We start from the raw sequence: 21964 nt of genomic DNA, 5'->3' as shown, positions 1-21964 counted from the left end.
GATTCTTTAATCGATTTGCCTGTTTTTCGTTGTTTATCTTTTTCCGATTTTTGAGGAGTAATTAACAAATCATCAAAAAAGGTCTTAAATTCATCAAGAGTAAGCGGCGCAAGCTCCTCGGAAAGTCCAAGATAATGCCTTGCCCATAATGTCAGTATAAAATTTTTATATGTTATTGTCCTTTTGCCGGTGGCTTCAAACTTAATTGCCGTCAGGGAGAGAAAATCATCAAGGGCTATAATTTCATTTAATACCTTTTCAGTATCTTTGATATCTTCAATAGAAGAAAACTCCCTGTAAATAGAAGAAGTTGTTTTATAATTATCATAAAACAGCGGTTTTTTAATCAGCAGACCTCCCAGCATACCCAGCCATTCTTCGTCCCAGAAGCTGAGGGGCAGGCCATTTTTTGCAAACCAGCTTTTTGAGCGCCATTTCTCAGCCTTCCATTTAAGCTCAAGGGCAAGAGTGTATCCAGCCTGGAAAATGTGTGAAAGCATATATTTTTGTATTAATGCGGCGCTTTGGTTTGCATCTAACGTCTTGTCTGTTCCGGTTAAACGCTCAAGCCCGATGCTTATATATCCGCAGGCCTTTTTTACCACATTTCTTAATTCATCCCTGTTGCTGACGTTTTTTTGATCAGCCGCTATAATCTGATTAGCCAGACCTGCAAATTCAGCCTGAATTTGCAGCAGAGCACCTTCTGCGTCAATCGTTTGCAGGGCATCTGTAAAAAGGTTGCGTCCTTGAAGCATCCCGGCAGCATATACAGGCACAGGAAGATGTAAATCCAGGCCGGAACCAACCAAAGCATGTTTTCTCCCATGCTTGTGAATGTCCTGAGGTTTTAACGGTTGATAGATGCCTATTGCTTCATCAAACGGCAGAAATCCTTTTTCCGCAAGCCTGACATTTCGCAGCCTGTAGTCTTCTTCTTCCGATTCAGCAGGAATAACGCTTGAAGACTCAAGCAGAACATTATGATATGTTATGAGATCATAGGCAGCAAGGCTACGCATAAGATTTCCCAGAAATTTATCGCGTATTTTTTGAAAGTCACCATCTGATTTTTCCTCAAAAGGATAGTCTACAAATCTTATATAAAAGGTATCGTCAATCGTGAAAAAGCCTTCGCCTAAATCTGAAGGGTCCTGATCATGCTCCCTGATTATTACCTCGATATTTTTGAACAAATAGAATTCAATGAATTCTAATTTTTTTCCTAAAAACCATTTGATAAACCGATCAGGGTGGGCTCGAAAGAGCAAATCAAGCCATTTTGTTACAGACCTTATTTCAATTCTGTCCTTTTTCCAAACCTCTATATCAAGCATGTATTCCCACTGCTTGTCGGAAGCAAGCGACAACACGGTAAGAGAATCATCAAGCCCTATATCATGTACCAGAAAATATAGATCTTCTTCCGGAAATGCATGCACGATGGCAGATGGATTAGGAGCATCCAGAATATAATCCAATGCCTTGTCCGGCGGAAGAGAAAGTATCTCTTTTCTTTGCATAGACAGCCTTTGGGCTAAATTCATTGACTTTTTAATTTGTGTGTCTTTTTTCATATATTTCTCTCCCAGCGCGCAAATTTAAGCAAAAGGACCATGCCGGGAATGGCGATCAGGGTGCATGCGATAAAAAAAGCTTCCCAGCCGATATTTTTAGCAAGAAAGCCTGTCGGGGCCGAGGCCAGCACTCTTGGGATTCCCATCAGGCTGCTTAAAAGAGCGTATTGTGTGGCGGTAAATCTTTTATTTGTAATACTTGCCATAAATGCCACATAAGCGGCGGTTCCCATGCCGCTGCTTAGATTTTCAAAAGCAATAACGGCTGACAGAGCCGGAACGCTGTAACCGATACGCGCCAGAACAGCAAAACCTGCCGTTGACAAGGCCTGTAGAAAACCAAAATACCAGAGGCTGCGGTTGATTCCCATACGCAGCATGACCGTTCCTCCGATCAGGCTGCCTGCAATTGTTGCCCAGAAACCGAATAGTTTAACGACAGCGCCGATTTCCGTTTTTGAAAATCCTATATCAAGATAAAAAGGTATAGTCATGGCGCTGGCCATGGTGTCGCCGATCTTGTAAAGCAGTATAAATGCCAGTATATACAAAGCCCCATGACGACTGAAATACTCAACCAGGGGGTCAAAAACAGCCTCTTTTATTGTTTCAGGAGCTCCGGCGGTCAGCTCAGGTTCATGTGCAAAGATAGTTGTAAGAATACCGGGCAGCATACAGCATGCCATTATTAAATAAACCATGGAAAACGGGATATGATCGGCCAGAATTAAGCCCCCTCCAGAAGCAAGCAGCATCCCGATCCTGTATCCGTTGATATAAAGAGAGGACCCGAGTCCGAGCTCATCATCAGGAAGGTCCTCTCTTCTATATGCATCCACAACAATATCCTGGGAGGCGCTGAAGAAGGTCACCAGAAAAGCAGCAAAGGCCAACATCCACGGATTTTCTTTTGGATGAGTAAAGCCAAGCCCTGCGATGGCTAACAACAACGCTATTTGAGCTATCAGCAACCATCCTCTGCGGCGGCCCAGAAAGGGGAGGGTAAAACGATCCAGAAAAGGGGCCCATAGAAATTTCAAGGTATAAGGAAGGCCAACCAGGGCCATCATTCCGATTACGGCCAGATCCACCCCTTGTTCTTTCATCCATGCCTGTAATACGGTTATGGTCAAAAGAAGAGGCAGGCCGCAGGAAAAACCCATAAGAAGAGTTATCAGCATACGGCTGCTGCAAATCGTATAAATTATGGGTTTTTGCTTTACAGGCTGCACGTTTTTTAATAGCAATCCAGAATGATATCAATTAATTTTCTTTTGGGCACATGATGAACCCCTTTGCCATCCCTCCAGTACTTGATGTTATTAACAATACTCGATGGACTATCGGAATCAACAACTTCTACTTTAACCTTTTCTTTGGGCTTTCCGATTGCAAGGACAAGAAGTATTTTATACTTAGGCGGTATGTTAAGAATTTTACGGAGTTTTCTCCGGTTTACCGATCCGATAATGCATCCTGCAAGGCTCTTTTCCCTTGCGCCAAGCAGCATGCTCTGGCTTGCAATCCCATGGTCGCACCCAAAATTTTTTCTGATATCTGTATTACCGAGAATGATTATATAGGCTGCCGGCCTTTCTCCATCCTTTGGGCCGGGCCAGTCTTTGATATATCCAGCCCAGGCAAGGCAGGAAAATATGAGGCCATTTTCCACGGGATTGCTGGAAAGGATGTAGTTTAACGGCTGCAAGTTTGCCGCGGAAGCCGACAGCCTTGCAAGATTTACCAGGCCCTTTAAAGTCTTTAAAGACACTGCGTGGTCCTGGTAAAATCTTCTACAACTTCTGTTTTTTTTAATCAGGTCTGCAATCATTTTACTCACCATTACATTTAAATTTTAATTGAGCCGGCATATTCTGGCGTATCCAGGTCAGGGCTTTGTCAAATTCATCCCTTAGCTCCCTGAGAGCCTTCCCTCTGTGACTCACACGGCTCTTTTCCTGCATCGTTAATTCTGCGAAGGTCTTTTTAAGCGGCGGATAGTAAAAAACAGGATCATATCCAAATCCATTTGAGCCGGCAGGCTCTCTGGTTATCAAGCCTTCGCAGCGGGCTTCATATGTCAGAGCAGCCCCTGTTGGAACAGCAATCGATATCACGCATTCAAAGGCCGCCCTGCGGTCGGTCTTATCTTCCATTTCCTGCAGCAGTTTGTCCCGTCTTTGCTTATCTGTTGCGTTTTCTCCGGCATAGCGGGCTGAATGAACTCCCGGAGCGCCTCCAAGAGCCTCGACCAGCAACCCTGAATCATCGGCCAGAGCCGGCAACCCTAAAATTCTTGCCGTAAAGCTTGCTTTTTTGTAAGCATTTTCATCAAAGGTATCTCCGTCCTCTTCAACCTCTGGAATAGGACCAAAATCGCCCAGGTTTTTAATATTAATCGGAAACCCCTTTAAAAGGTCTCTAATTTCAGATGTTTTGTTTTTGTTTCCTGTAGCGATAACCAGGGTAATTAAATTGTTCATTTTTGTTTATCCTGTTTAATCTTTTTAAACCGTGAACCGACAACTGTAAACCGCGAACTGTTACCTTATATTTTATAATTCAAGACCAGGCTGTTGTAAAGTCTTTTAGCGAGACTTTCGAAAACGCCCCCGGTCTCTTAGCATCTCAATATCCGATTCTTTACATGCTTTCTCTTATATCCCATAATATATTCCTCTTATAAAGAAAATATATAGTGTTAATATGCAGATTTTTTCTGCTTAATACAATAGTTAGCCACAGGAAAGGAAGACTGATATTTGAAGGTCAAAATGAGGAACAAATGGGGGCAAGTCTGCCTTTGACTCATGGAAGACAATACTAGGCAAAAACCTTAATAACAGAAGAGTTTAAAAGCTTAAAAAATACGACAGAAAAATAAAAGACAGATAGAAGAAATACAGAAAAGTATTAATAAGGGTCAAAGACATACTTGACCCAGTTTTTTTAGGTTAAAAGATAGTTATTTACTTGTTTATTCAATTAATATATAGTATCTTGAATTTATTTTGGTCTGTTTTTTGAACCTCAAAGAGGAGGAACAAGTGAACAATAACTGGATTACAAAAAAATAAAGCCCCATTTCTTCAGTCACATGAAGTGTGGGGTTTTTTGCTTCACAGCCTTGGACCTGAAACTCGAACTAAAAAAGAACTCAGCTGCTATCTTCCTGCGATACAAACTCATAAACTGAGAAGCATTCCAAAAATAAAATATTAATAAGTGATTAAAATCAAGAAATAAGCGACCAATAGCTGATATCATTGATTCATTGCCTTACAATTAAATGGTTCAATGTATAATTATTAAAACAATTTTAATCATTGCATTAATTCTATCTTCCTTTGAAAAAATGGACAAAAAAATATCCACCAGAAGTTTGTAAAAACCTTGAGGTTGGCAGCGGTAATCGAAGGAATTAAATGTATTAATGGAATAGAAAAAATCAGAACGCCGCCTGATGCTATCACAACATTTTAAAATAACTCGAAAAAGACTGAACACGCCTGTTGTAGAGGACACATGAAGATATTTTATCTACCCAAAGCGGCTATCATGTTTATTCCCATCGTCATACTCACCTTTCTGTCCACCCTCGCCTTTGCCCAGGGGGACACAGGTGGTATGCTGGTAAAGAGCCCCCAGACGGAAGCCTTCGACAAGGGGGCACTGGAAAAACTGAAAAAGATGTCTCCGCAGGAAGTGGAGGACCTCGACAAGAAGCTGGCTCAGGCCCTGACCCTCCTCTATGACAGGGAATACGCAAGGGCCCTTCCCATCTTCAGGGAGATATCGGATCAGGTGGAGACCATGGACGTCATGTTCTGGTTTGCGTCCTGTGCCGCAAAGGCGGGCGAAAAGGATCTGGCCATTACCAAGTTCAGGGACATGCTGGCTATCGAACCCGACCTCCACAGGGTGCGGCTGGAACTTGGTACCGTATACTTCGAGATGGGAAAGTACGACGAAGCCCGCAAGGAGCTAAACGCCGTTCTCGAGGCCAAACCCCTCGAGACTGTGCAAAGCAACATCAAAAGGCTCTTGGCGGCCATTGATGAAAAGACCAAAAGGCTCTTTGTCAACGCAAGGATCTCCCTGGGGGTCCAGAGTGACAGCAATGTCAGTTCCGGCCCCGATCTGGAGTTCATTGATGTCCCCGAAGGCGGAACGATTGTCCTGAGCAACACCCAAAGGTCCTTGAGGGACTGGGTGGGCGTCATCAGCCTGGCGGGAAACGCACTTTATGACGCGGGAGAAAAAAGGGGCTGGATGTGGAACACGACCGGATCCTTTTACCAGACCCACGTAGACCAATATCACAACTTTGATTTCACCCAGTTGCGGTTGACAACCGGACCCTGGCTGGTAAGCAGCAAGAGCGTACTCAAATTGCCTGTCGGCTATGCGAAAAACATCTATGAACATGACCATCTTTATGACACCTTTGACCTGAGCCCGAGTTACGAATACTTTTTTACCCCCGGATTCAGCCTCAGGGGCATGTTCTCCTATTTACGGGACACCTATGATCCCTCGTCTCCTCCGGATGACAAGAGCGGTCAGAACAACATCAACCGGATCTGGGAAATCAACCCCAACTTCTACCTCAACAACCGCAAGGACATCCTTTCCTTCTACATCTCCGACGAAAACCTCAATGCCAAAAACAAAAGGTTTTCCTACGATGCCAACAATCTGGCGGTTTCCTATTTCAAGCGGTTGAACTGGTGGAACTGGGATCTGGAAATCTATACCCGGTATAAATATACGAGAAGGGAATATGCGACGTCCGCCTTTCTGTGGCCCGATGCCTATTTCAGGACCGACAAGAGGCACAATTTCTACGTGGTGTTCAGCAGAAATTTCTCCAATCGCTATTTCGCTTCGATCTCCTACAACCTGATCAACAACAATTCCAACACGGAACTCTATGATTTCAAGAAGGACATCTATGGCTTTAATGTGGGCGTCAAGTTCTAATCTATCAGGTCCATGTCTACGGCCGGGTCTCCGAGGCCGTCCGCTTTTTGCAAAAAGAGGAGGAAGTGCAATGAAAAAGTTTAAGATAGGCTTGCCGGGCTTGTGGTGTTTCTTGATCCTTTGTTTCGCCCTGACAGCGATGGACCTGGGCGCCCGGGTCAATCGGGGCGCCGCCGTGCCGGACCAGGACCTTCCAGGGGCATTGAAGGGTATGGAGATCAAGGACTCTTTTATACCCTCCTCCAACAAGCTGGTCGGTGTCATCCACGATCTCAACGGCACGGTCGTCGTGATCCACAGGGCCACCAGGGAGGCCTATTTCGGAAGATCGGGGGACGCCGTCTTTGAAAACGACGGCCTCAGTACCCTGGCCGATTCTCGTTGTCGCATCCGGTTTTCCAACGACGATGTGGTCACCATGGCCCAGGATTCAAGGTTTGCCGTGGAAGAATACGTGAATCAAAGAAAAGAGGGGAAAAAGAGGTCCCTTTTCAGCATGGTCAAGGGCAAGGCCATGTTTTACTCCATGCGACTATTCCTTTACAAGGACACCCGGTTCAACCTCAAGACCCCCACGGCCGTCGTAGGTGTAAGTGGAACCAAGTTCGGCGCCCATGTCTATTATCTGGAACCGGAGAAGAGGGCTGACAGCGGGAACGCTCTGAGCACCTATATGGCGAAGGCCCAGCCAAGAGAAAATGGTCGGCCTGTAACCGTGGTGGCCAACGGCGACGGCCAGGTCGACGTCAACGGAATTCTCCTCAATCCCGGTGAGACGTTCAATACCATTGACAACGTGAAAAAGTATGATCCTACCGTCATGGCCGATATCCAATACGCCGCCAGGATGAGGCAGGAAGGAGAAAAGATCGGGGAAGGCGTGAAGGCTGAAGGAGAAGAACTCGTAATGGACACCGGAGAGGAAACGACCTTGCGATCGGGCGCCGATAACGCCGAGAACCTGACCGATTTCACCAGCCTCGAAACCGGGACAAAAACGGAAGAAAAAAAGCATGGTTATTTTTCGGCCTTTCTCAAGTACAACAACGGAGAGGTTAGGGACGCCTTTGCCAGCAATTCTCTCCAGCATACCGACCCTATGGACGACGTCTATGCATACGGCGCGGTCAATCCCAGCAACTATTATTTAGCCGACGAGGTGAGCAACGGCGATGAAGTGGATGCCCGGGGGGAGGTCTACCTGGATCCCCCTGGTTCAAGTTCCGACCCCCTAAACATTGAGGGCCTGAGAACATATCTCGGACATTACAACTACCTCCAGTGGGGCTACCACTCGGCGAAAACCCTGCCTGAACTCAACATCGGGGGCACTGTTTACGAACTTATCAACAAGTTCTGGTTTGTCGAGGGCTATCCCACAAAGATCGGCCAACTGGCCGCTCTTTCGGGTGACTATACTTACAGCGGTGTGGTCCGCGGGACCTATTATCCCAGCAATGCGGACATGGAAGGAACCTACAGTTCAAGTGTTAATTTCGGGTCCTCCTCCATCCAGGACTTTAACCTCAATGCCTCCGGGGGCGGTCATACGGTGGGCTTTGTCCAGGCGGGAAGTTCCACTGTTGACAGCAGCGGCCAGTTTATCATTTCAGGGGGAACATTCAGGGTTGATGGAGGCGCTGTTTCCGATTGGGACGTTAATGGGGCCCATTTCGGACCCGGCGCAGCCGAGCAGGCCGGCGCATGGACTGTCGTTTCTGACACTTCGGATTTCGGCGCGTGGGGGGTATTCGCCGGCGAGAAGTAACTTCCGGGCCCCTCAAAAGCTTTGGAAGCTTTGGTGGAAGCTTTGGTGTCACATCTTGATTAGCGCATTAGTTTGACATCTGTTTACGTAGATGCTATTTAAAAAACATGTCGAGATCATGGAGAATTGAATTTAAAGGTGCTCTGTATCACGTTCTTTCACGGGGGAACGAACAGCAGGATATATTTGGGGACGATGAGGACCGGAATTGTTTTATTCGCATTATGGGTGAAATGTCAGATCGCTTTGATGTGAATATTTTTGCCTATGTATTAATGGACAACCATTACCATATTCTTCTTCGAACAAACAATCCCAACCTTTCAAAGGCAATGCAGTGGCTGGGAGTCACTTATACAAGACGTTTTAATAACCGCCATGCCCGCAGTGGTCATCTGTTTCAGGGCAGGTTTAAAAGTCTTATCGTAGAAAATGATGCTTACCTTGTTCGTTTGTCATGTTATATTCATCGCAATCCATTAAGAGCCGGTATCGTTAAACGGCTTATTAATTATAAGTGGAGCAGTTATCCGGTATATGCCTATAACAGAAAGTATCCCGAATGGTTGAAAACAGATACCGTTCTGTCGCAGCTCGGTACAGATAATCCGCAATTAGCCTATCGTAAAAAGGTTCAGAGATATTCAAAAGAGGAAGCATCTCTGTTTGAAGAGCTGCGCTATGGTTTATTTTTTGGGACAGCCGGATTTGCCGATAGACTGAAATCCGGATTTTTGCCTGATTTTAAAAGAAAAGCCCACCCGGAACTGCCTCAACAGATAATGCTGCTTAAGAAGCATGAGCCTGAAAAACTACTGCGAGGCTTATCCGATGCTTTAGAATGTGATCTTGAATCATTCAGAGAATCTTTAAGGATACCGGAAAAAGATAAGGTGGCCAGAGATTTGATGATATATTTTTTGTGGCAAACAGGACGTTTTACAAACCAGAAGATATCAGGACTGTTCGGTCTGTCGTACTCATCCGTTAGCAGGCGAGTTGCTATTTTCAGAGAAAAACTTCGTGTCGATAAAACCTTTAAAAAGGAATATGGCAGAATAAGTGAGTTAATCAAGATGTGACCCCAAAATTTCCCAAAAATTTCCAAAATTTATTAAACGCCTATAAATACAAACTGCGCTAACTGCGGGGTTTGTTGGTTATGTGAAGGAAAATTAAAGAAATGCGTACAATTTTTTTATCAGCTGGAATGTTGTGTTGTAGTAACATATTTATGACGTTTGCATGGTATGGACACCTGAAAAACCTTTCAAGCAAGCCTTGGATAATTGCCGCATTAATTAGTTGGGGGATAGCTCTTTTTGAATATTTAATCCAGGTTCCGGCAAACAGAGTTGGATTTCAAGTTATGAATCTCGGACAACTCAAAATCCTTCAAGAAGTAATAACTCTTTCAGTTTTTGTTCCTTTTTCGGTTTTTTTTATGGAGGAAAAATTACGATTAGATTTTTTATGGGCCGCTCTTTGCATTTTGGGGGCTGTTTTTTTTATCTTTCGTCAAAAAATATTTGGCGCATAACAATATTCGCTCCGCCTGTCATTCTCGCTGGAGCTGACCAGCCCTTTAATGGGTGACACCAAAAGTCCCACAAAGGTTTTGCCCTGTGGCGACCCTCTTGTTTCAGAAAAAATAATTAAGTTTTTATCCGAACATCCCGATAATTTTATTTGACACCTACTTGCCAAAATTTTGGAATCAGCTGCTACCATGATTTGTTTTGGCTGAAATATTGATAGCAATGACCAGATTCAAATGATTTGAACGGCTTATCTGGAGTTATACCCACATATTCGACAATTACAGCTTATGATAAATTAATGCTTTTCCTGGTTAAAGCGCCAAACTGACGAGGAGGATATAGAATGAAAAAAGAAGGTTCAAGGTTTACTGTTGCGCTCAGTTTTGTGGATATAAAGTTTCCGCCGTTTGATGATATTCTGCTGCTTGGCAAAAAGTGCCCGCAAGGAAAGGCAGGTATGTCAAAATGTCTTCACCTTTTAGAGCCGGACAGGTTTGAAATGTTCGAAATTGATGACCCTGTTATTGAAGCGATACTCATAAGCAAAAAAATTCTCAAACGCATGCCGATGAAGAAAATTATCGAGATACTAAAGGCGAAAGTCTTTCCGTTCATTATGATCGGTGAATGCGTAAAGGTAGATTTCAATGTAACTATATATCACGATCAAATAGAGGGAACGCTCTAAAAGAGAAAATGAGAATAAAGCATCTGGTGAAACAGTCGTTTGAAAAAACAAATCCATATGCAGGGATAGAGTCTATTGAAAAGTGCCTGAAAGACAACTCGTTCCTGGTTGTGTTAGATGGCAATTCGTTTTCAGGGATTCTTACCCCCTCTGACATCATCGAATCTCCGCATAATCTTGTGATTGATTGCATGCATGACAAGCCTCGTGTAAATTTTGAGGATGGCATTGGATCGGTTTTGAAATTAATGAAGGAGAGTCAAAATTTTGTGTTGCCGGTGTTCAAAGGCGATGAGTTTGTTGGTATTATCACCCATACGGTTATAACAGATTGTCTCATTGAATACCGAGACGAGCTTAAACAAAAGATTTCCGAAGATAACATCGAACTGACCAAAACCAACAAGCAACTGAAACAGGAAATTGAAGAACGCAAACATGCGGAGGAAGCGCTACAGAAAGCACACGATGAATTGGAACTCCGGGTGGAGGAACGCACTGCTGAACTATTCAAAACAAACAAGGAATTAAAGGAGGAAATACAAGAACGTAAGCATATAGAAAAGGAATTGATTAAAGCTAAAAAAGCCGCGGATGCCGCAAACCACGCAAAAAGCGAGTTTCTGGCAAACATGAGCCACGAAATCAGGACTCCCATGAATGTGATAATGGGGATGACACAGCTTGTCCTTCAAATGGAACTAACGCCAAAGCAGCGGGATTATTTGACCATGGTCGATTCTTCAGCGCACGACTTGCTGACCCTGATCGACGATATACTCGATTTTTCAAAGATAGAGGCAAAAAAGATGGATCTTGATTGTCTCTACTTTAACCTCAGAGCGGCAATAACAGATGTTAAAAACCAAATGATCGCCATGGCCCGCAAGAAGGATCTTCAAATAGAGTCTATTGTTGAAAGCAATGTGCCATCACAGGTTCTGGGTGATGCCCTAAAAATTAAGCAGATTTTGAGAAACATTATTGGAAACGCCGTCAAGTTTACAGAAAAAGGTATTATCATCATTCATGTATCGCTGGACAATGAAACAGATACCCATGTGACTATAAGGTTCTCTATCAGAGACACAGGCGTCGGCATCCCCGGAGATCGGATTGACAAGCTTTTCAAATCTTTTTCCCAGATAAATTCTCATATTACGCAAATTCATCAAGGAACCGGCCTTGGACTTGCCATATCTAAAAAATTAACCGAAATGATGAAAGGTAAAATCGGTGTTAAAAGCGAATCGGACAAAGGGTCAAAGTTCTGGTTTACAGTACCCCTGAAAAAAATAAAAAAGCTTGACCATGCGGCCGAGGATCATGAAATTATTATTTCCGAAGCAATGCCATCAGAAGAGCAAGAAATTAAATTGAGAATTCTTTTGGTCGACGATTCAAAAAACAACCAGGAGGTGGCAAAGGGAATTCTGGCTATTAGAAATTATTTGGTGGTTACCGCAGATAACGGAAAGGAGGCCTTTGAGCTGTTAAAAAAAGAGGAATTCGATCTTGTTTTAATGGATATAAGAATGCCCGTCATGGATGGGCTTGAAACGACAAGGATAATCCGTGAGCCTCAATTCAATGTCCTTAACCCGAGTATTCCGATTATCGCAATGACCGCTTATGCCTTGAAAGAAGACAGGCAGAGATTTTTGGATGCCGGCATGGACGACTATATTTCAAAGCCGATCTCTTCAGAGAGTCTTTTTGATGCAATTGACAGGTTCTTTCCATCGAGCTGAACTTTAGTTAAACTCCCCTCTATCATACTCTCTCCAAACTTTTGAAATCACAATTTGTGGTTTCAGCAAAACAGCAACACGTTTAATAATTTAAGGCGCTCAGCTGAAACAGTTACACAAAAAACTCTGTTTTTGTAGTGACGGTAGTTTTAATTTCATCAAGAGTTTTCTTTAGCACCTCAATAACAGTGTCGCGTATATCGCCGGCAACAACCAGAAACATAACATCATCGCCGACAGACAGGTCTTTGTTTTCAGCGATTTCAATCAGTATTTCTATAATGCCTTTTCTTTTTTTATTTTCTGTTATCACGTTGCGCAGTTTTTCACGATCTACAACAATTCTAAGCCCTGATACTTGACGGCCATCCCGCGATGTGCCGCGCACGACTCCGTTATGGCAAAGGATCATCCCTGTCTTGCTGTAATCAGGGTGTTTTTTTATAGCATTGATAAGATTGTTTAGATTCATAACCACCTCTTGTTTGACGCATTCGTAAAAAGTCTAATTTTGCTCTCTCTGTAACCAATTTTGGGATTCAGCCACAAAATCACTTTTTACGAATACCTCTTATTTAAAAGTATTTTGGATAATTTTTTCTGCTTTGGTCAGATCGTCCGGAGTGTTGACATTAAAAAATGATAATAAATCAGGATCGTTTTCTCGTAATAGATTTTCCGGAAGTTTTTTTACGCGAACCTTTTTAAAAAACTGCCGTATCTTAAGCTCCTTTTTGGATAGTTGCGCTTCAATATGTTTCAGGCATTGTTTTGAATAGACGGCGCAAAGAGGCTGAATCCCTTCCGATGTTTCAGGTAAAACAATGTCCACATCCGACTCGATACTGTTTACGATTGCCTCGGCCATCTCTGTTTTTAAAAACGGGGTGTCACATGCTATAAAAAAGGAATAAGGATTGGTCGAATAAAACAGGCCTGCATGTATTCCTGTCAAGGAGCTTCTAATTGAAAAAAGGTCTGTACCTATATTCAAATCCCATTCCAGATATTGAACCGGATCATTGGTAACCAGAATAATTTCTGCAAACAGTTTGTTAAAAACCTCATATATATGATCCAGTATGCGCTTTCCGCCAATAGAGATAAAAGCCTTGTTTTGTCCTGAAAAGCGGGTGCTTAATCCGCCGGCCAGTATTACACCGCTGCAAGGATATTTCATATTAAGAGTCTCGCCATAAAGTTTGATAGTTTCGCAAAAAGCCAAAGAACCACTTTTTGCGAACCATGTTAAGCGTATGATTAAACAGGCAATTGCTTTAACCTGACACCTGACACTTTACACTTAACACCTGATGAATCCGTTTTTTTACGAATTCATCAATATTGACTTACTAAAAAATAGTATGATAAACAAAAATATCATGCAAAATCAAGGTAATTCGAATCCGCCCGCAGCCATGTTTTTGACAAGTATTTGAACGCAAAGATATATATATTGATCAAGACATGTTTCATGATATAAATGCATAATATGGTGAATCTAAAAACGGTAAATTTTCTTATAGTCGAAGATTCCATGTCTGCCTGAGGCGGACCGCATGGTTCTTCAAAAAATTGGAGAGAATTAATGAGCCAGTATGATATTATTTTGGATGCAGCAGATATAGATCGTATAATGACAAGGATCAGCCATGAAATACTTGAAAAGCACAAAGGGGCTGACAACCTCACGCTGATCGGCATTCACACACGCGGCGTTTATCTTGCAAAGCGTATTCAGGCCGTAATTGATAGGATCGAAGGGGTTTCAGTTCCAACAGGTGATATAGATATTACGATGTACCGCGACGACTGGACAAGAATTAGCCACAACCCCATAGTTCAGGCCACAGATATAACATTTTCCGTAGATGGTAAGCAGATTATATTAATCGATGATGTTCTGTTTACAGGTCGCACCATAAGGGCGGCAATGGATGCGATTATAGATTTTGGAAGGCCTGACCGTATTGAGCTGGCTGTGCTTGTTGATCGGGGGCACAGGGAACTTCCGATTCAGGCAAATTATGTCGGCAAATTTATTGAAACAAGGCTTTCTGAAACGGTAAATGTTTTACTGGCCGAACATGACGGCAAAGACCAGGTCACTATTGCAAAGCTCTCATTATGAGTACAAGAGAACATAAAAAAAAGGCTCCAAAAAGTGTAAGGGCAGCCATAATATCGGTTTCAACCACCCGAACAATTGCGGACGATAAAAGCGGCCTTTGGATAAGCAAGCGGGCTAAAAAGGAGGGGCACGAGGTGGTGTTTCACCGCGTTGTTCCGGATGACAGCAAAACAATAGCGCAAACCGTCATTGAAGTTATAAGCGATTATAAGCCTAATGTTATTTTGCTTACAGGCGGCACAGGCATAAGCAGCAAAGATGTTACCATTGAAGCTGTGCATCCGATGTTTGATAAGGAGCTTACGGCATTCGGCCCTCTTTTTGCCCAGCTCAGTTTCGAAGAGATAGATTCTGCCGCCCTTTTATCCCGCGCTACCGCCGGGGTTGTTAAAGGAACCATTATCTTTTGTATGCCGGGAAGCCTCAAGGCATGTAAACTCGCATGCAAAGCTCTTATTTTCCCTGAACTGGGGCACCTTGTCAAACATGTCTATGAAGACATGCCAATGCCTGAAGATGAACCGGTTTTATAAAAAAGGGCTTCATCTGCGCGTCCCCGTTTAAGGCATCCATTAGCATAGATCGCACATTTTTCTTTCAGGGTTTTTATGGCCGCCCTGTACTGCCCTTCTGAAAGCAGGCCGCTTGCAATTATTTTGTTTAGCGCCTTAATCCGGTATTTGTCCAGTACCGGCAATCTTGAAAGCTGATCTTCATGTCCGCCGCGTTTTATTATAAGAGGTTTATCTATAAGGTATACAGGATAGATGCAGCTTATCCTGAGCCATAGATCATAGTCTTCGCATGCTGGCAGGTCTTCATCAAACAGGCCGACTTTGTCAAAGAGCCCGCGCTTTATCATTACCGCGGAAGGGCTTACCATGCACAGGTCTAAGGAATGTTCAAAAATCATCCCTGATAACTTCTTGTGCCGCTTTTTTGGATTGACCCTTACATTGTTTCTAATCCATATCTCATCGGTCTGGCAAATCAGGGCATCATGATTTTCATTAAAAAAATCAACCTGTGTTGACAACTTGTTTTGCATCCAGAGGTCATCTGAATCAAGAAAGGCGATAAAACGGCCTGACGACAGGGCAATCCCTCTGTTTCTTGCAGCGCTTACCCCCTTATTCTTTTGAGTAAAAGCTGTAATATCATTTTTATATGAGTTAAGAATATCCGGGGTGTTGTCGGTTGAACCGTCATCTATGACAATCAGCTCAAAATCTTCAAAAGTCTGGGTCAGGACCGAATCAATGGCCTCTTTAAGTATCCAGCCACGGTTGAAAGTCGGGATGATTACACTTACAAGCGGATTTTCTCTTTTTTTGTTCATTTACAAAATCCATGTCATAGGCTACAAAAACTAACTGTTTTAAGGTTGTCAGTCACACGGTCGATTGCTTTATAACCGTGAACTTTTGAACCGTGAACCTTGAACGGTTACAATTATCATTTATGGCTTACTAATACCAGGAACTTTTTGAACTGCAAAGGCAATCGCAGGAAATTTATTAAATGCATGATATAAAAGAGCTTACACTGCTTATGAAGGAGCTTGAAAACCAGCTTTCAATCTGCATGCGCTGCGGGATGTGCCAGGCAGTATGCCCGGTCTTTGCGGAAACAGGCCGCGAAGCCGATGTGGCTCGCGGAAAACTGGCGCTTCTTGACGGGCTTGCGCATGAAATGTTCAAAGACCCAAAAGGTGTTTACAAGCGTTTGACCCGTTGTCTTCTTTGCGGTTCCTGTGCAGAAAACTGCCCCAGCCGGGTAAGCATTCTGGAAATCTTTATTAAATCCCGCATGATCCTTACATCCTTTATGGGTCTTTCTTTAGCACAAAAGCTGATATTAAGAGGTGTGCTGGCCTGCCCTGAAACCTTTAACCGTTTTTTGGAATGGTCTATATGGGCGCAGAGACTTTTTACCAAACCAACAGACAAATTTCTTGGGACCTCTTGCGCAAGGCTTGCCTCACCTTTGCTGAGAAACCGTCATTTTATGCCTCTGGCCGATAAACCATTTCACAAATTGCTGCCGGTTCAGCGCACAGGATCCGGTCATTCAGGCATTAAGGTGGGATTTTTTGTCGGCTGCCTTACAGACAAAATTTTTCCAGGAGTTGCTCAGGCTGTTTGCGATGTTCTGGATCATCATGGAGTCGGCTTTTTTATACCGGAGGGTCAAGGATGTTGCGGTGCTCCGGCACTGACTTCAGGTGACAGAGATACCTTTGAGCGCCTGGTTAACTTAAATCTCGAAATATTTGACAAACAGGAGTTTGATTATCTGATTACAGCATGCGCTACCTGCGCTTATACGATAAAAAAGCTATGGCCCATGATGCTTGAGAGGTCTGATCTCAAGTACAGGGTCGAAAAAATGGCGGATAAAACCATGGATATTAATCAATTCCTTGTGTCAAAGATCGGTATTAAAACAGGAGAGAGTAATAGCGATCAATCTATTGTCGTAACCTATCACGACCCATGCCATCTTTCAAAATCTCTTGGAGTGTCAACAGAACCCAGGGCGCTCATCAAGGCCAACCCTCGATACCATCTGCAAGAGATGCCCGAAGCAGACAGGTGTTGCGGGTCGGGCGGAAGCTTTAATTTGCAGCACCATGCCATCTCATCTCAGATCGGAAAACGGAAAGCAGCAAATATCTTAAGCACCGGATGTTCAGTCGTTGCTACAGGATGTCCTGCCTGCATGATCCAGATTTCAGACATGCTTTCCAGGTCGCAAAGCAAAATTATTGTTAAACATCCTGTAGAAATCTATGCTGAGACACTAAACTATATTTGATTTTATCATTACTCTACCCGTTTTCTGATGCAGAACATAGCGGAACACAATAGATTTATTGATTTTTTCACTTTACAAGGTTATAGATGACATCGGAAAGACGCAAGCAAGGAACTCTTCAAAAAGGTAAAAAAGATATGCACATAAAGGACTGGCCTGAAGGAGATCGCCCACGGGAAATGCTTTGGGGACTTGCGGGACATTCTCAACTTTTAAACTTGTGAGGACTATGAGAACGGGGGGGAATTTGCGGGAGGTCCATTGGTAAATCAGTTGTTGGCTTAGCATCTTGATAATATTATAAAATATGACACATCAGCATGCAAAACCAATTCGTAAAAAGCTGCGGGAGTTGGCCGGTCTTGCGCATGAGCGTGAATTGAGCAGAGTATAGGAAGACGATTTTCTCGTCTGCAGTGCGGTCAAGCTGGGTTTTTTGTCCAAAAAAAATGTTCCGGAGAAAGTGGTCGAGGCCATCCTGGATGGCATTATGGGCCTGTTCCAGCTCGACAGGGATTCCCCCTGGTATTTGACGGCACACCTTCCATCTGTAGAAGAAATTCCTTCATCTCTGATCCGCCCCCAAAATTTCCCAGATAGCCGTTGGATTTTATCACGCGATGACAGGGTATGATAAGCGGAAAGGGGTTTCTGGCAAGCGCCGAGCCAACCGCCCTTGCGGCTCCCGGGGGAAGCATGATACGCAAGATCAAAGGGGCGTCATTCTTTTGAACCGCATACCATACCGATTTTCCCTATGGCCGATGGAATTAGCTGATAAAAAACCCCAAATGTTTTGGAAATCATGCAAATATTCCTTTACACGATAACAGACTCAATTTAAAGTTGATGAACTTGTAAAAAGTCAAAAAACACCGTTTCCCGTCATTCCGGCGAAAGCCGGACACGTAGTGAAGCTAAAGCGCTATCCAGTCTTTTCAGGTAGTTGCAACTGCTATGGACTCCGGTTTTCACCGGAGTGACGACTTTTTACGAAATCATCGTTTTTTAGAGGAGTTAAAAAACTAAATGGGCAAAAGTTGCCTGATACTTGGTGAAATTGAAGATTATATTACCGGCAAAACCATAAAAGATACACATGACGAGCGATATAGACAAAAATTGGCGCATTTGCTTGTTAATCATAAAGGGTATCAAAAAAAGGAGATCAAAGCCGGGCATCAACTTCTTGTAAATGTGGGAGATAAAACAGCTGTTATAAATATTGATTTCATGGTTACTTTATCAGGCAGGATCTGCATGATAATAAAATACGGCCCCGGTTCCATGGTAACCAGATGCCGGCCCGCTCTTGCCATATCAAGGCTTGTTTCCGGTTATCAGGTGCCTGTGGTTGTCGTATCAAACGGAGAGGATGCGGAAGTTGTCAGCGGATCAACAGGAAAGGTAATTTCGAACGGCCTTGATTCAATACCTTCAAAACCCGAGCTCCTCGAAATTGCCGGACATGCTGACTTTATATCAATTTCGGAAAAGCAGGCCATGATGGAAGCAAGAATTGTTTATGCATTTGAAATTGATGGGAGCTGCTCAATATGACACGACTTATGAACTATAATTATTTTATGGAAAAAGCGCTTGACCAGGCAAAAAAGGCATTATCAGCCGGAGAATTCCCTGTTGGGTGTGTGATAGTGCATCAGGATAAGATTGTCGCAACCGGATCCCGGGCAGGCACCTCAGGAACCTCCGCAAATGAAATAGACCATGCAGAGATAGTTGCCTTAAGGCATCTTGTCAATTTTAAAGGGGTTTTAAACAAGAAAGAAACAACCCTGTTCTGCACACTGGAACCGTGCCTTATGTGCTACTGCGCTCTTGTTTTAAGCAATATCGGCAAAATTGTTTATGCATATGAAGATGTAATGGGAGGATTCACAAAATCTGATTTGACAAAATTATCTCCTTTGTATAGAAATAGTAAAATTTTAATGATTCCAAATATATTACGTGAAAAAAGCCTGAAACTTTTCAGGCAATATTTTGCAAATCCGAATAATAATTACTGGGCGGGAAGCCTGTTGGCCAAGTATACACTTATACAATAGCACTACAGCGCGAGTTCTTGTTTTTCAGCAATAAGGTTGCACTGTATTTAAATCAATGTTTTAAACCGTATTTTTTTTCTTGCATTTATTAATATTGTTATATATGCGATAGTATTCTATATTAAAATTGTAAAATTTTAATATTTACTACGGTTGATTGAACTGCAACATTAGGAGGTGAAGGCATAGCAATATTCAGACACACAAATAAACCAGAGAGATCAGACAGAACAAACATTAATAACAAGATAAGAGCAAAAGAGGTAAGGGTTATAGATCCCGACGGCAATCAGATCGGTGTTATTCCAACTTATAAGGCGCTCGCAATGGCCAAGGATTTTGGCCTTGATCTGGTAGAAATTTCTCCTAACGCAAACCCTCCTGTTTGCAAAATAATGGATTATGGGCGGTATAAGTATCAACTAACCAAGAAATTGCAGGAAGCCAAAAAAAAACAAAGCTCATTTCAGGTAAAAGAGATAAAAATACGTCCAAAGACCGGGAATCATGATCTCGTGACCAAGATCGGTCATATAAAGAAATTTATAGGCAATAAGGATAAGGTCAAGATAACAGTCGTTTTCAGAGGCCGGGAAATTACTCTGTCTCAGTTCGGCAGGGATTTGTTGGCACAAATTGCCGAAGAAACCAAGGACATAGCATTTGTTGAGCAGTTTCCCAAATTTGAGGGACGCAACATGATGATGATTCTATCGCCAAAATAATAACCGGAAACCGGATTATTTATTAATAATCATTTCCTTAATGAGGCCTTTGAAAGAAGGTTTCGATGGCGTGGGCCGGCATTTGTCAATCGCTCACGCCATCGATTTTTGAGCTGTAAAGGAGAAAATATAACATGCCAAAGATTAAGACAAATAGAGCCGCTGCAAAGCGTTTCAAGAAAACAGGCACAGGTAAATTCGTCTTTTCAAAATCGCATTCAAGTCACATACTGACTAAAAAGACCACTAAACGTAAAAGGTCTTTAAGGAAGAGCCAGATTATAGACAAATCCAACAAAAGGGAAGTGCGGCTGCTTCTTCCTAATACATAGGTTGAGGCCAATGACGAATAACAGTAGTGTTGCAAAGCTTTCAAGCTGAGTTATTTTAACAAGGTAGCCGAACTAAATATTATTGAGGAATAAATTATGCGTATTAAAAGAGGTTTTAAAGCAAGAAAACGTCGCAACAAGGTTTTAAAATTAGCAAAAGGGTTTCGTGGAGGCCGCAGCAAACTATTTCGCACTGCTGCTGATGCTGTAGATAAAGCACTCATGTATGCTTATAGGGATCGAAGAGCTCGCAAAAGGGATTTTCGCAGTCTCTGGATTCTCAGGATTAATGCAGCAACCCGCATGAATGACATGTCATACAGTAAATTCATCCACGGGTTAAAGGTCGCAAATATCGAGCTTGACCGCAAGGTGCTTGCAGAGCTGGCAATATCCGATCCTTTAGCATTCACACAGATAGCCGGCCTGGCTGCGCAACAGATATAAATTCTGAGTAACCATCAAAACCCAACATGCTTCGGTCATTGCATGGTTTATTGAAAAAACTGTGGGCCGATAACTGTAAACAGTTACAATTTTTTTATACCCTATGATAAGGGATGTAAAACAATAAGTGAATAAAAGCATAGAACAGATTAAGGAGGATGCGCTTAAAGAGATTGAAGCCGCTTCTGACACCAAAAAGATTAATGATCTTTCTGTAAAATATCTGGGGCGAAAAGGGGCTGTTACTCAATTCTTAAGAACTATTGCAAGCCTGCCAGAGGGGAAAAGAGCAGAAGCGGGGAAAAAGACTAATGAAATAAAAAAGAGCCTGGATGAAGCATTTAAGGAAGCATTAATACGGATAGAAAACAGGTCAGCGGCAATTGAAGACAGCATTGATGTTTCGATGCCCGGAAGAATTGTAAGCCATGGTTCTTTGCATCCCATTACACAAATTACCCGGCAAATATGTGATATTTTTTCCAGGCTGGGTTTTGCTATAGCTGAAGGACCTGAAGTTGAAACAGATTATTATAATTTTGAAGCTCTTAATATCCCGAAAAATCATCCTGCCAGGGATATGCAGGATACATTTTATATATCACAAAATATAGTTCTACGAACTCATACCTCTCCAACTCAGCCCAGAATAATGGAAAAGCAGAAGCCTCCATTAAGGATTATTGCTCCAGGCAAGGTTTACCGGTGCGATTCCGATTTAACACACACCCCTATGTTTCACCAGGTGGAGGGCCTTCTTGTGGACACACGCGTGTCTTTCGGAGATCTCAAGGGAATACTTACCACCTTTATTCACCAGATTTTTGACGAACAGACAAGCCTGAGATTTCGCCCCAGTTTCTTCCCTTTTACAGAACCAAGCGCCGAGGTTGACATACGCTGCGTCATGTGCAGGGGAAAGGGATGCAGGGTCTGCTCACAAACGGGATGGCTCGAGATAATCGGCGCTGGCATGGTTCATCCCGCTGTGTTTGAAAATGTCGGATACGACACATCTATTTTCACAGGATTTGCCTTTGGGATGGGGATAGAACGAATTGCCATGCTGAAATACGGAATTGATGACATCCGCAAATACTATGAGAATGATTTAAGATTCTTAAGGCAGTTTTAA

General features: G+C 43.0%; 22 protein-coding genes and 1 pseudogene. 15 read left to right on the top strand and 8 right to left on the bottom strand.

Annotation, left to right across the window (positions count from 1 at the left end; genetic code table 11):
* From VMW78_06010 to VMW78_05995, 4 genes are all read right to left on the bottom strand, one after another.
* Window positions 1-1577, bottom strand: a 1577-nt coding sequence (locus VMW78_06010; GenBank protein HUV50556.1) for a DUF6178 family protein, incomplete at its 3' end; no start/stop codon positions are given.
* Window positions 1574-2758 (bottom strand): AmpG family muropeptide MFS transporter, encoded by a 1185-nt coding sequence (locus VMW78_06005; protein ID HUV50555.1) that lies wholly within the window; start codon window positions 2756-2758, stop codon window positions 1574-1576. The genes VMW78_06010 and VMW78_06005, both read right to left, overlap by 4 nt.
* Window positions 2759-2814: 56 nt before the next feature.
* On the bottom strand, window positions 2815-3408 hold the full coding sequence (locus tag VMW78_06000; protein ID HUV50554.1) for a nitroreductase family protein: 594 nt from the start codon (window positions 3406-3408) through the stop codon (window positions 2815-2817).
* Window position 3409: 1 nt separating this feature from the next.
* Entirely contained in the window at window positions 3410-4060 is a 651-nt protein-coding gene (locus VMW78_05995) for an XTP/dITP diphosphatase (protein HUV50553.1), read from the bottom strand.
* A 1042-nt stretch (window positions 4061-5102) separates the two neighbouring features.
* Here VMW78_05995 and VMW78_05990 point away from each other — a divergent pair.
* The 6 genes from VMW78_05990 (at window position 5103) to VMW78_05965 (ending at window position 12308) form a co-directional block, all read left to right on the top strand.
* Window positions 5103-6560 carry a tetratricopeptide repeat protein gene (locus tag VMW78_05990; GenBank protein HUV50552.1) on the top strand — a complete coding sequence of 486 codons (1458 nt, stop codon included), beginning with the start codon at window positions 5103-5105 and terminating at the stop codon, window positions 6558-6560.
* Between the two features lie 70 nt (window positions 6561-6630).
* Complete coding sequence (locus VMW78_05985) at window positions 6631-8328, top strand: FecR family protein (GenBank protein HUV50551.1); 1698 nt, start codon at window positions 6631-6633, stop codon at window positions 8326-8328.
* 107 nt (window positions 8329-8435) lie between these two features.
* Window positions 8436-9410 (top strand): transposase, encoded by a 975-nt coding sequence (locus VMW78_05980; protein HUV50550.1) that lies wholly within the window; start codon window positions 8436-8438, stop codon window positions 9408-9410.
* Between the two features lie 101 nt (window positions 9411-9511).
* On the top strand, window positions 9512-9868 hold the full coding sequence (locus VMW78_05975; protein HUV50549.1) for a DMT family protein: 357 nt from the start codon (window positions 9512-9514) through the stop codon (window positions 9866-9868).
* Between the two features lie 344 nt (window positions 9869-10212).
* Window positions 10213-10557 carry a hypothetical protein gene (locus VMW78_05970; GenBank protein ID HUV50548.1) on the top strand — a complete coding sequence of 115 codons (345 nt, stop codon included), beginning with the start codon at window positions 10213-10215 and terminating at the stop codon, window positions 10555-10557.
* A gap of 8 nt (window positions 10558-10565) precedes the next feature.
* The gene (locus VMW78_05965; protein HUV50547.1) at window positions 10566-12308 is read left to right on the top strand and encodes a response regulator; all 1743 of its coding nucleotides are present in this window, start codon (window positions 10566-10568) and stop codon (window positions 12306-12308) included.
* Window positions 12309-12420: 112 nt separating this feature from the next.
* On the opposite strand, the gene VMW78_05960 is transcribed toward VMW78_05965, so the two are convergent.
* On the bottom strand, window positions 12421-12780 hold the full coding sequence (locus tag VMW78_05960; GenBank protein ID HUV50546.1) for a molybdenum cofactor biosynthesis protein MoaE: 360 nt from the start codon (window positions 12778-12780) through the stop codon (window positions 12421-12423).
* Window positions 12781-12879: 99 nt separating this feature from the next.
* A complete protein-coding gene (locus VMW78_05955; protein ID HUV50545.1) occupies window positions 12880-13488 on the bottom strand; it encodes a molybdenum cofactor guanylyltransferase in 609 nt (202 codons plus the stop codon).
* A gap of 408 nt (window positions 13489-13896) precedes the next feature.
* On the opposite strand from VMW78_05955, the gene pyrR reads away from it, so the two are divergent.
* Window positions 13897-14439 (top strand): bifunctional pyr operon transcriptional regulator/uracil phosphoribosyltransferase PyrR, encoded by a 543-nt coding sequence (gene pyrR, locus VMW78_05950; protein ID HUV50544.1) that lies wholly within the window; start codon window positions 13897-13899, stop codon window positions 14437-14439.
* Window positions 14436-14972, top strand: a complete 537-nt coding sequence (locus tag VMW78_05945; protein ID HUV50543.1) for a molybdenum cofactor biosynthesis protein B — start codon at window positions 14436-14438, stop codon at window positions 14970-14972. Before pyrR ends, VMW78_05945 begins: the two co-directional genes overlap by 4 nt.
* Here the strand turns inward: VMW78_05945 and VMW78_05940 are convergent.
* The gene (locus tag VMW78_05940; protein ID HUV50542.1) at window positions 14930-15778 is read right to left on the bottom strand and encodes a glycosyltransferase; all 849 of its coding nucleotides are present in this window, start codon (window positions 15776-15778) and stop codon (window positions 14930-14932) included. The two genes, VMW78_05945 and VMW78_05940, sit on opposite strands and share 43 nt — an antisense overlap.
* Window positions 15779-15960: 182 nt before the next feature.
* On the opposite strand from VMW78_05940, the gene VMW78_05935 reads away from it, so the two are divergent.
* A complete protein-coding gene (locus VMW78_05935) occupies window positions 15961-17256 on the top strand; it encodes a (Fe-S)-binding protein (protein HUV50541.1) in 1296 nt (431 codons plus the stop codon).
* Between the two features lie 488 nt (window positions 17257-17744).
* On the opposite strand, the pseudogene VMW78_05930 reads toward VMW78_05935, so the two are convergent.
* Window positions 17745-17945, bottom strand: a pseudogene (locus tag VMW78_05930) (MGMT family protein).
* 340 nt (window positions 17946-18285) lie between these two features.
* Between VMW78_05930 and VMW78_05925 the strand changes: the two are divergent.
* The 6 genes from VMW78_05925 to pheS all read left to right on the top strand — a co-directional run bounded on the left by VMW78_05925 (window position 18286) and on the right by pheS (window position 21964).
* Window positions 18286-18816, top strand: coding sequence for a type I restriction enzyme HsdR N-terminal domain-containing protein (locus VMW78_05925; GenBank protein HUV50540.1), 531 nt, complete (start codon window positions 18286-18288; stop codon window positions 18814-18816).
* Window positions 18813-19325 carry a nucleoside deaminase gene (locus tag VMW78_05920; GenBank protein HUV50539.1) on the top strand — a complete coding sequence of 171 codons (513 nt, stop codon included), beginning with the start codon at window positions 18813-18815 and terminating at the stop codon, window positions 19323-19325. The genes VMW78_05925 and VMW78_05920 overlap by 4 nt, the downstream gene beginning before the upstream one ends.
* A 191-nt stretch (window positions 19326-19516) precedes the next feature.
* Window positions 19517-20050, top strand: a complete 534-nt coding sequence (gene infC / locus VMW78_05915) for a translation initiation factor IF-3 (protein ID HUV50538.1) — start codon at window positions 19517-19519, stop codon at window positions 20048-20050.
* A 134-nt stretch (window positions 20051-20184) separates the two neighbouring features.
* Complete coding sequence (gene rpmI / locus VMW78_05910; GenBank protein HUV50537.1) at window positions 20185-20382, top strand: 50S ribosomal protein L35; 198 nt, start codon at window positions 20185-20187, stop codon at window positions 20380-20382.
* A gap of 93 nt (window positions 20383-20475) precedes the next feature.
* Window positions 20476-20829 (top strand): 50S ribosomal protein L20, encoded by a 354-nt coding sequence (gene rplT, locus VMW78_05905; protein ID HUV50536.1) that lies wholly within the window; start codon window positions 20476-20478, stop codon window positions 20827-20829.
* Between the two features lie 127 nt (window positions 20830-20956).
* A complete protein-coding gene (pheS, locus tag VMW78_05900) occupies window positions 20957-21964 on the top strand; it encodes a phenylalanine--tRNA ligase subunit alpha (protein ID HUV50535.1) in 1008 nt (335 codons plus the stop codon).

Source organism: Anaerolineae bacterium (assembly GCA_035529315.1).
Classification (GTDB): domain Bacteria; phylum Desulfobacterota; class Desulfobacteria; order Desulfobacterales; family ETH-SRB1; genus Desulfaltia.
The sequence above is the reverse complement of the archived record's forward strand: the minus strand, read 5'-3'. Positions and strand labels throughout refer to the sequence as shown.

Excerpts from the sequence above, each read along its gene's own strand:
- VMW78_06005 (HUV50555.1), bottom strand. The coding sequence starts at position 2,758 with ATGCTGATAACTCTTCTTATGGGTTTTTCCTGCGGCCTGCCTCTTCTT.
- VMW78_06000 (HUV50554.1), bottom strand. The coding sequence starts at position 3,408 with ATGATTGCAGACCTGATTAAAAAAAACAGAAGTTGTAGAAGATTTTAC.
- VMW78_05995 (HUV50553.1), bottom strand. The coding sequence starts at position 4,060 with ATGAACAATTTAATTACCCTGGTTATCGCTACAGGAAACAAAAACAAA.
- VMW78_05990 (HUV50552.1), top strand. The coding sequence starts at position 5,103 with ATGAAGATATTTTATCTACCCAAAGCGGCTATCATGTTTATTCCCATC.
- VMW78_05985 (HUV50551.1), top strand. The coding sequence starts at position 6,631 with ATGAAAAAGTTTAAGATAGGCTTGCCGGGCTTGTGGTGTTTCTTGATC.
- VMW78_05980 (HUV50550.1), top strand. The coding sequence starts at position 8,436 with ATGTCGAGATCATGGAGAATTGAATTTAAAGGTGCTCTGTATCACGTT.
- VMW78_05975 (HUV50549.1), top strand. The coding sequence starts at position 9,512 with ATGCGTACAATTTTTTTATCAGCTGGAATGTTGTGTTGTAGTAACATA.
- VMW78_05970 (HUV50548.1), top strand. The coding sequence starts at position 10,213 with ATGAAAAAAGAAGGTTCAAGGTTTACTGTTGCGCTCAGTTTTGTGGAT.
- VMW78_05965 (HUV50547.1), top strand. The coding sequence starts at position 10,566 with ATGAGAATAAAGCATCTGGTGAAACAGTCGTTTGAAAAAACAAATCCA.
- VMW78_05960 (HUV50546.1), bottom strand. The coding sequence starts at position 12,780 with ATGAATCTAAACAATCTTATCAATGCTATAAAAAAACACCCTGATTAC.
- VMW78_05955 (HUV50545.1), bottom strand. The coding sequence starts at position 13,488 with ATGAAATATCCTTGCAGCGGTGTAATACTGGCCGGCGGATTAAGCACC.
- pyrR (HUV50544.1), top strand. The coding sequence starts at position 13,897 with ATGAGCCAGTATGATATTATTTTGGATGCAGCAGATATAGATCGTATA.
- VMW78_05945 (HUV50543.1), top strand. The coding sequence starts at position 14,436 with ATGAGTACAAGAGAACATAAAAAAAAGGCTCCAAAAAGTGTAAGGGCA.
- VMW78_05940 (HUV50542.1), bottom strand. The coding sequence starts at position 15,778 with ATGAACAAAAAAAGAGAAAATCCGCTTGTAAGTGTAATCATCCCGACT.
- VMW78_05935 (HUV50541.1), top strand. The coding sequence starts at position 15,961 with ATGCATGATATAAAAGAGCTTACACTGCTTATGAAGGAGCTTGAAAAC.
- VMW78_05925 (HUV50540.1), top strand. The coding sequence starts at position 18,286 with ATGGGCAAAAGTTGCCTGATACTTGGTGAAATTGAAGATTATATTACC.
- VMW78_05920 (HUV50539.1), top strand. The coding sequence starts at position 18,813 with ATGACACGACTTATGAACTATAATTATTTTATGGAAAAAGCGCTTGAC.
- rpmI (HUV50537.1), top strand. The coding sequence starts at position 20,185 with ATGCCAAAGATTAAGACAAATAGAGCCGCTGCAAAGCGTTTCAAGAAA.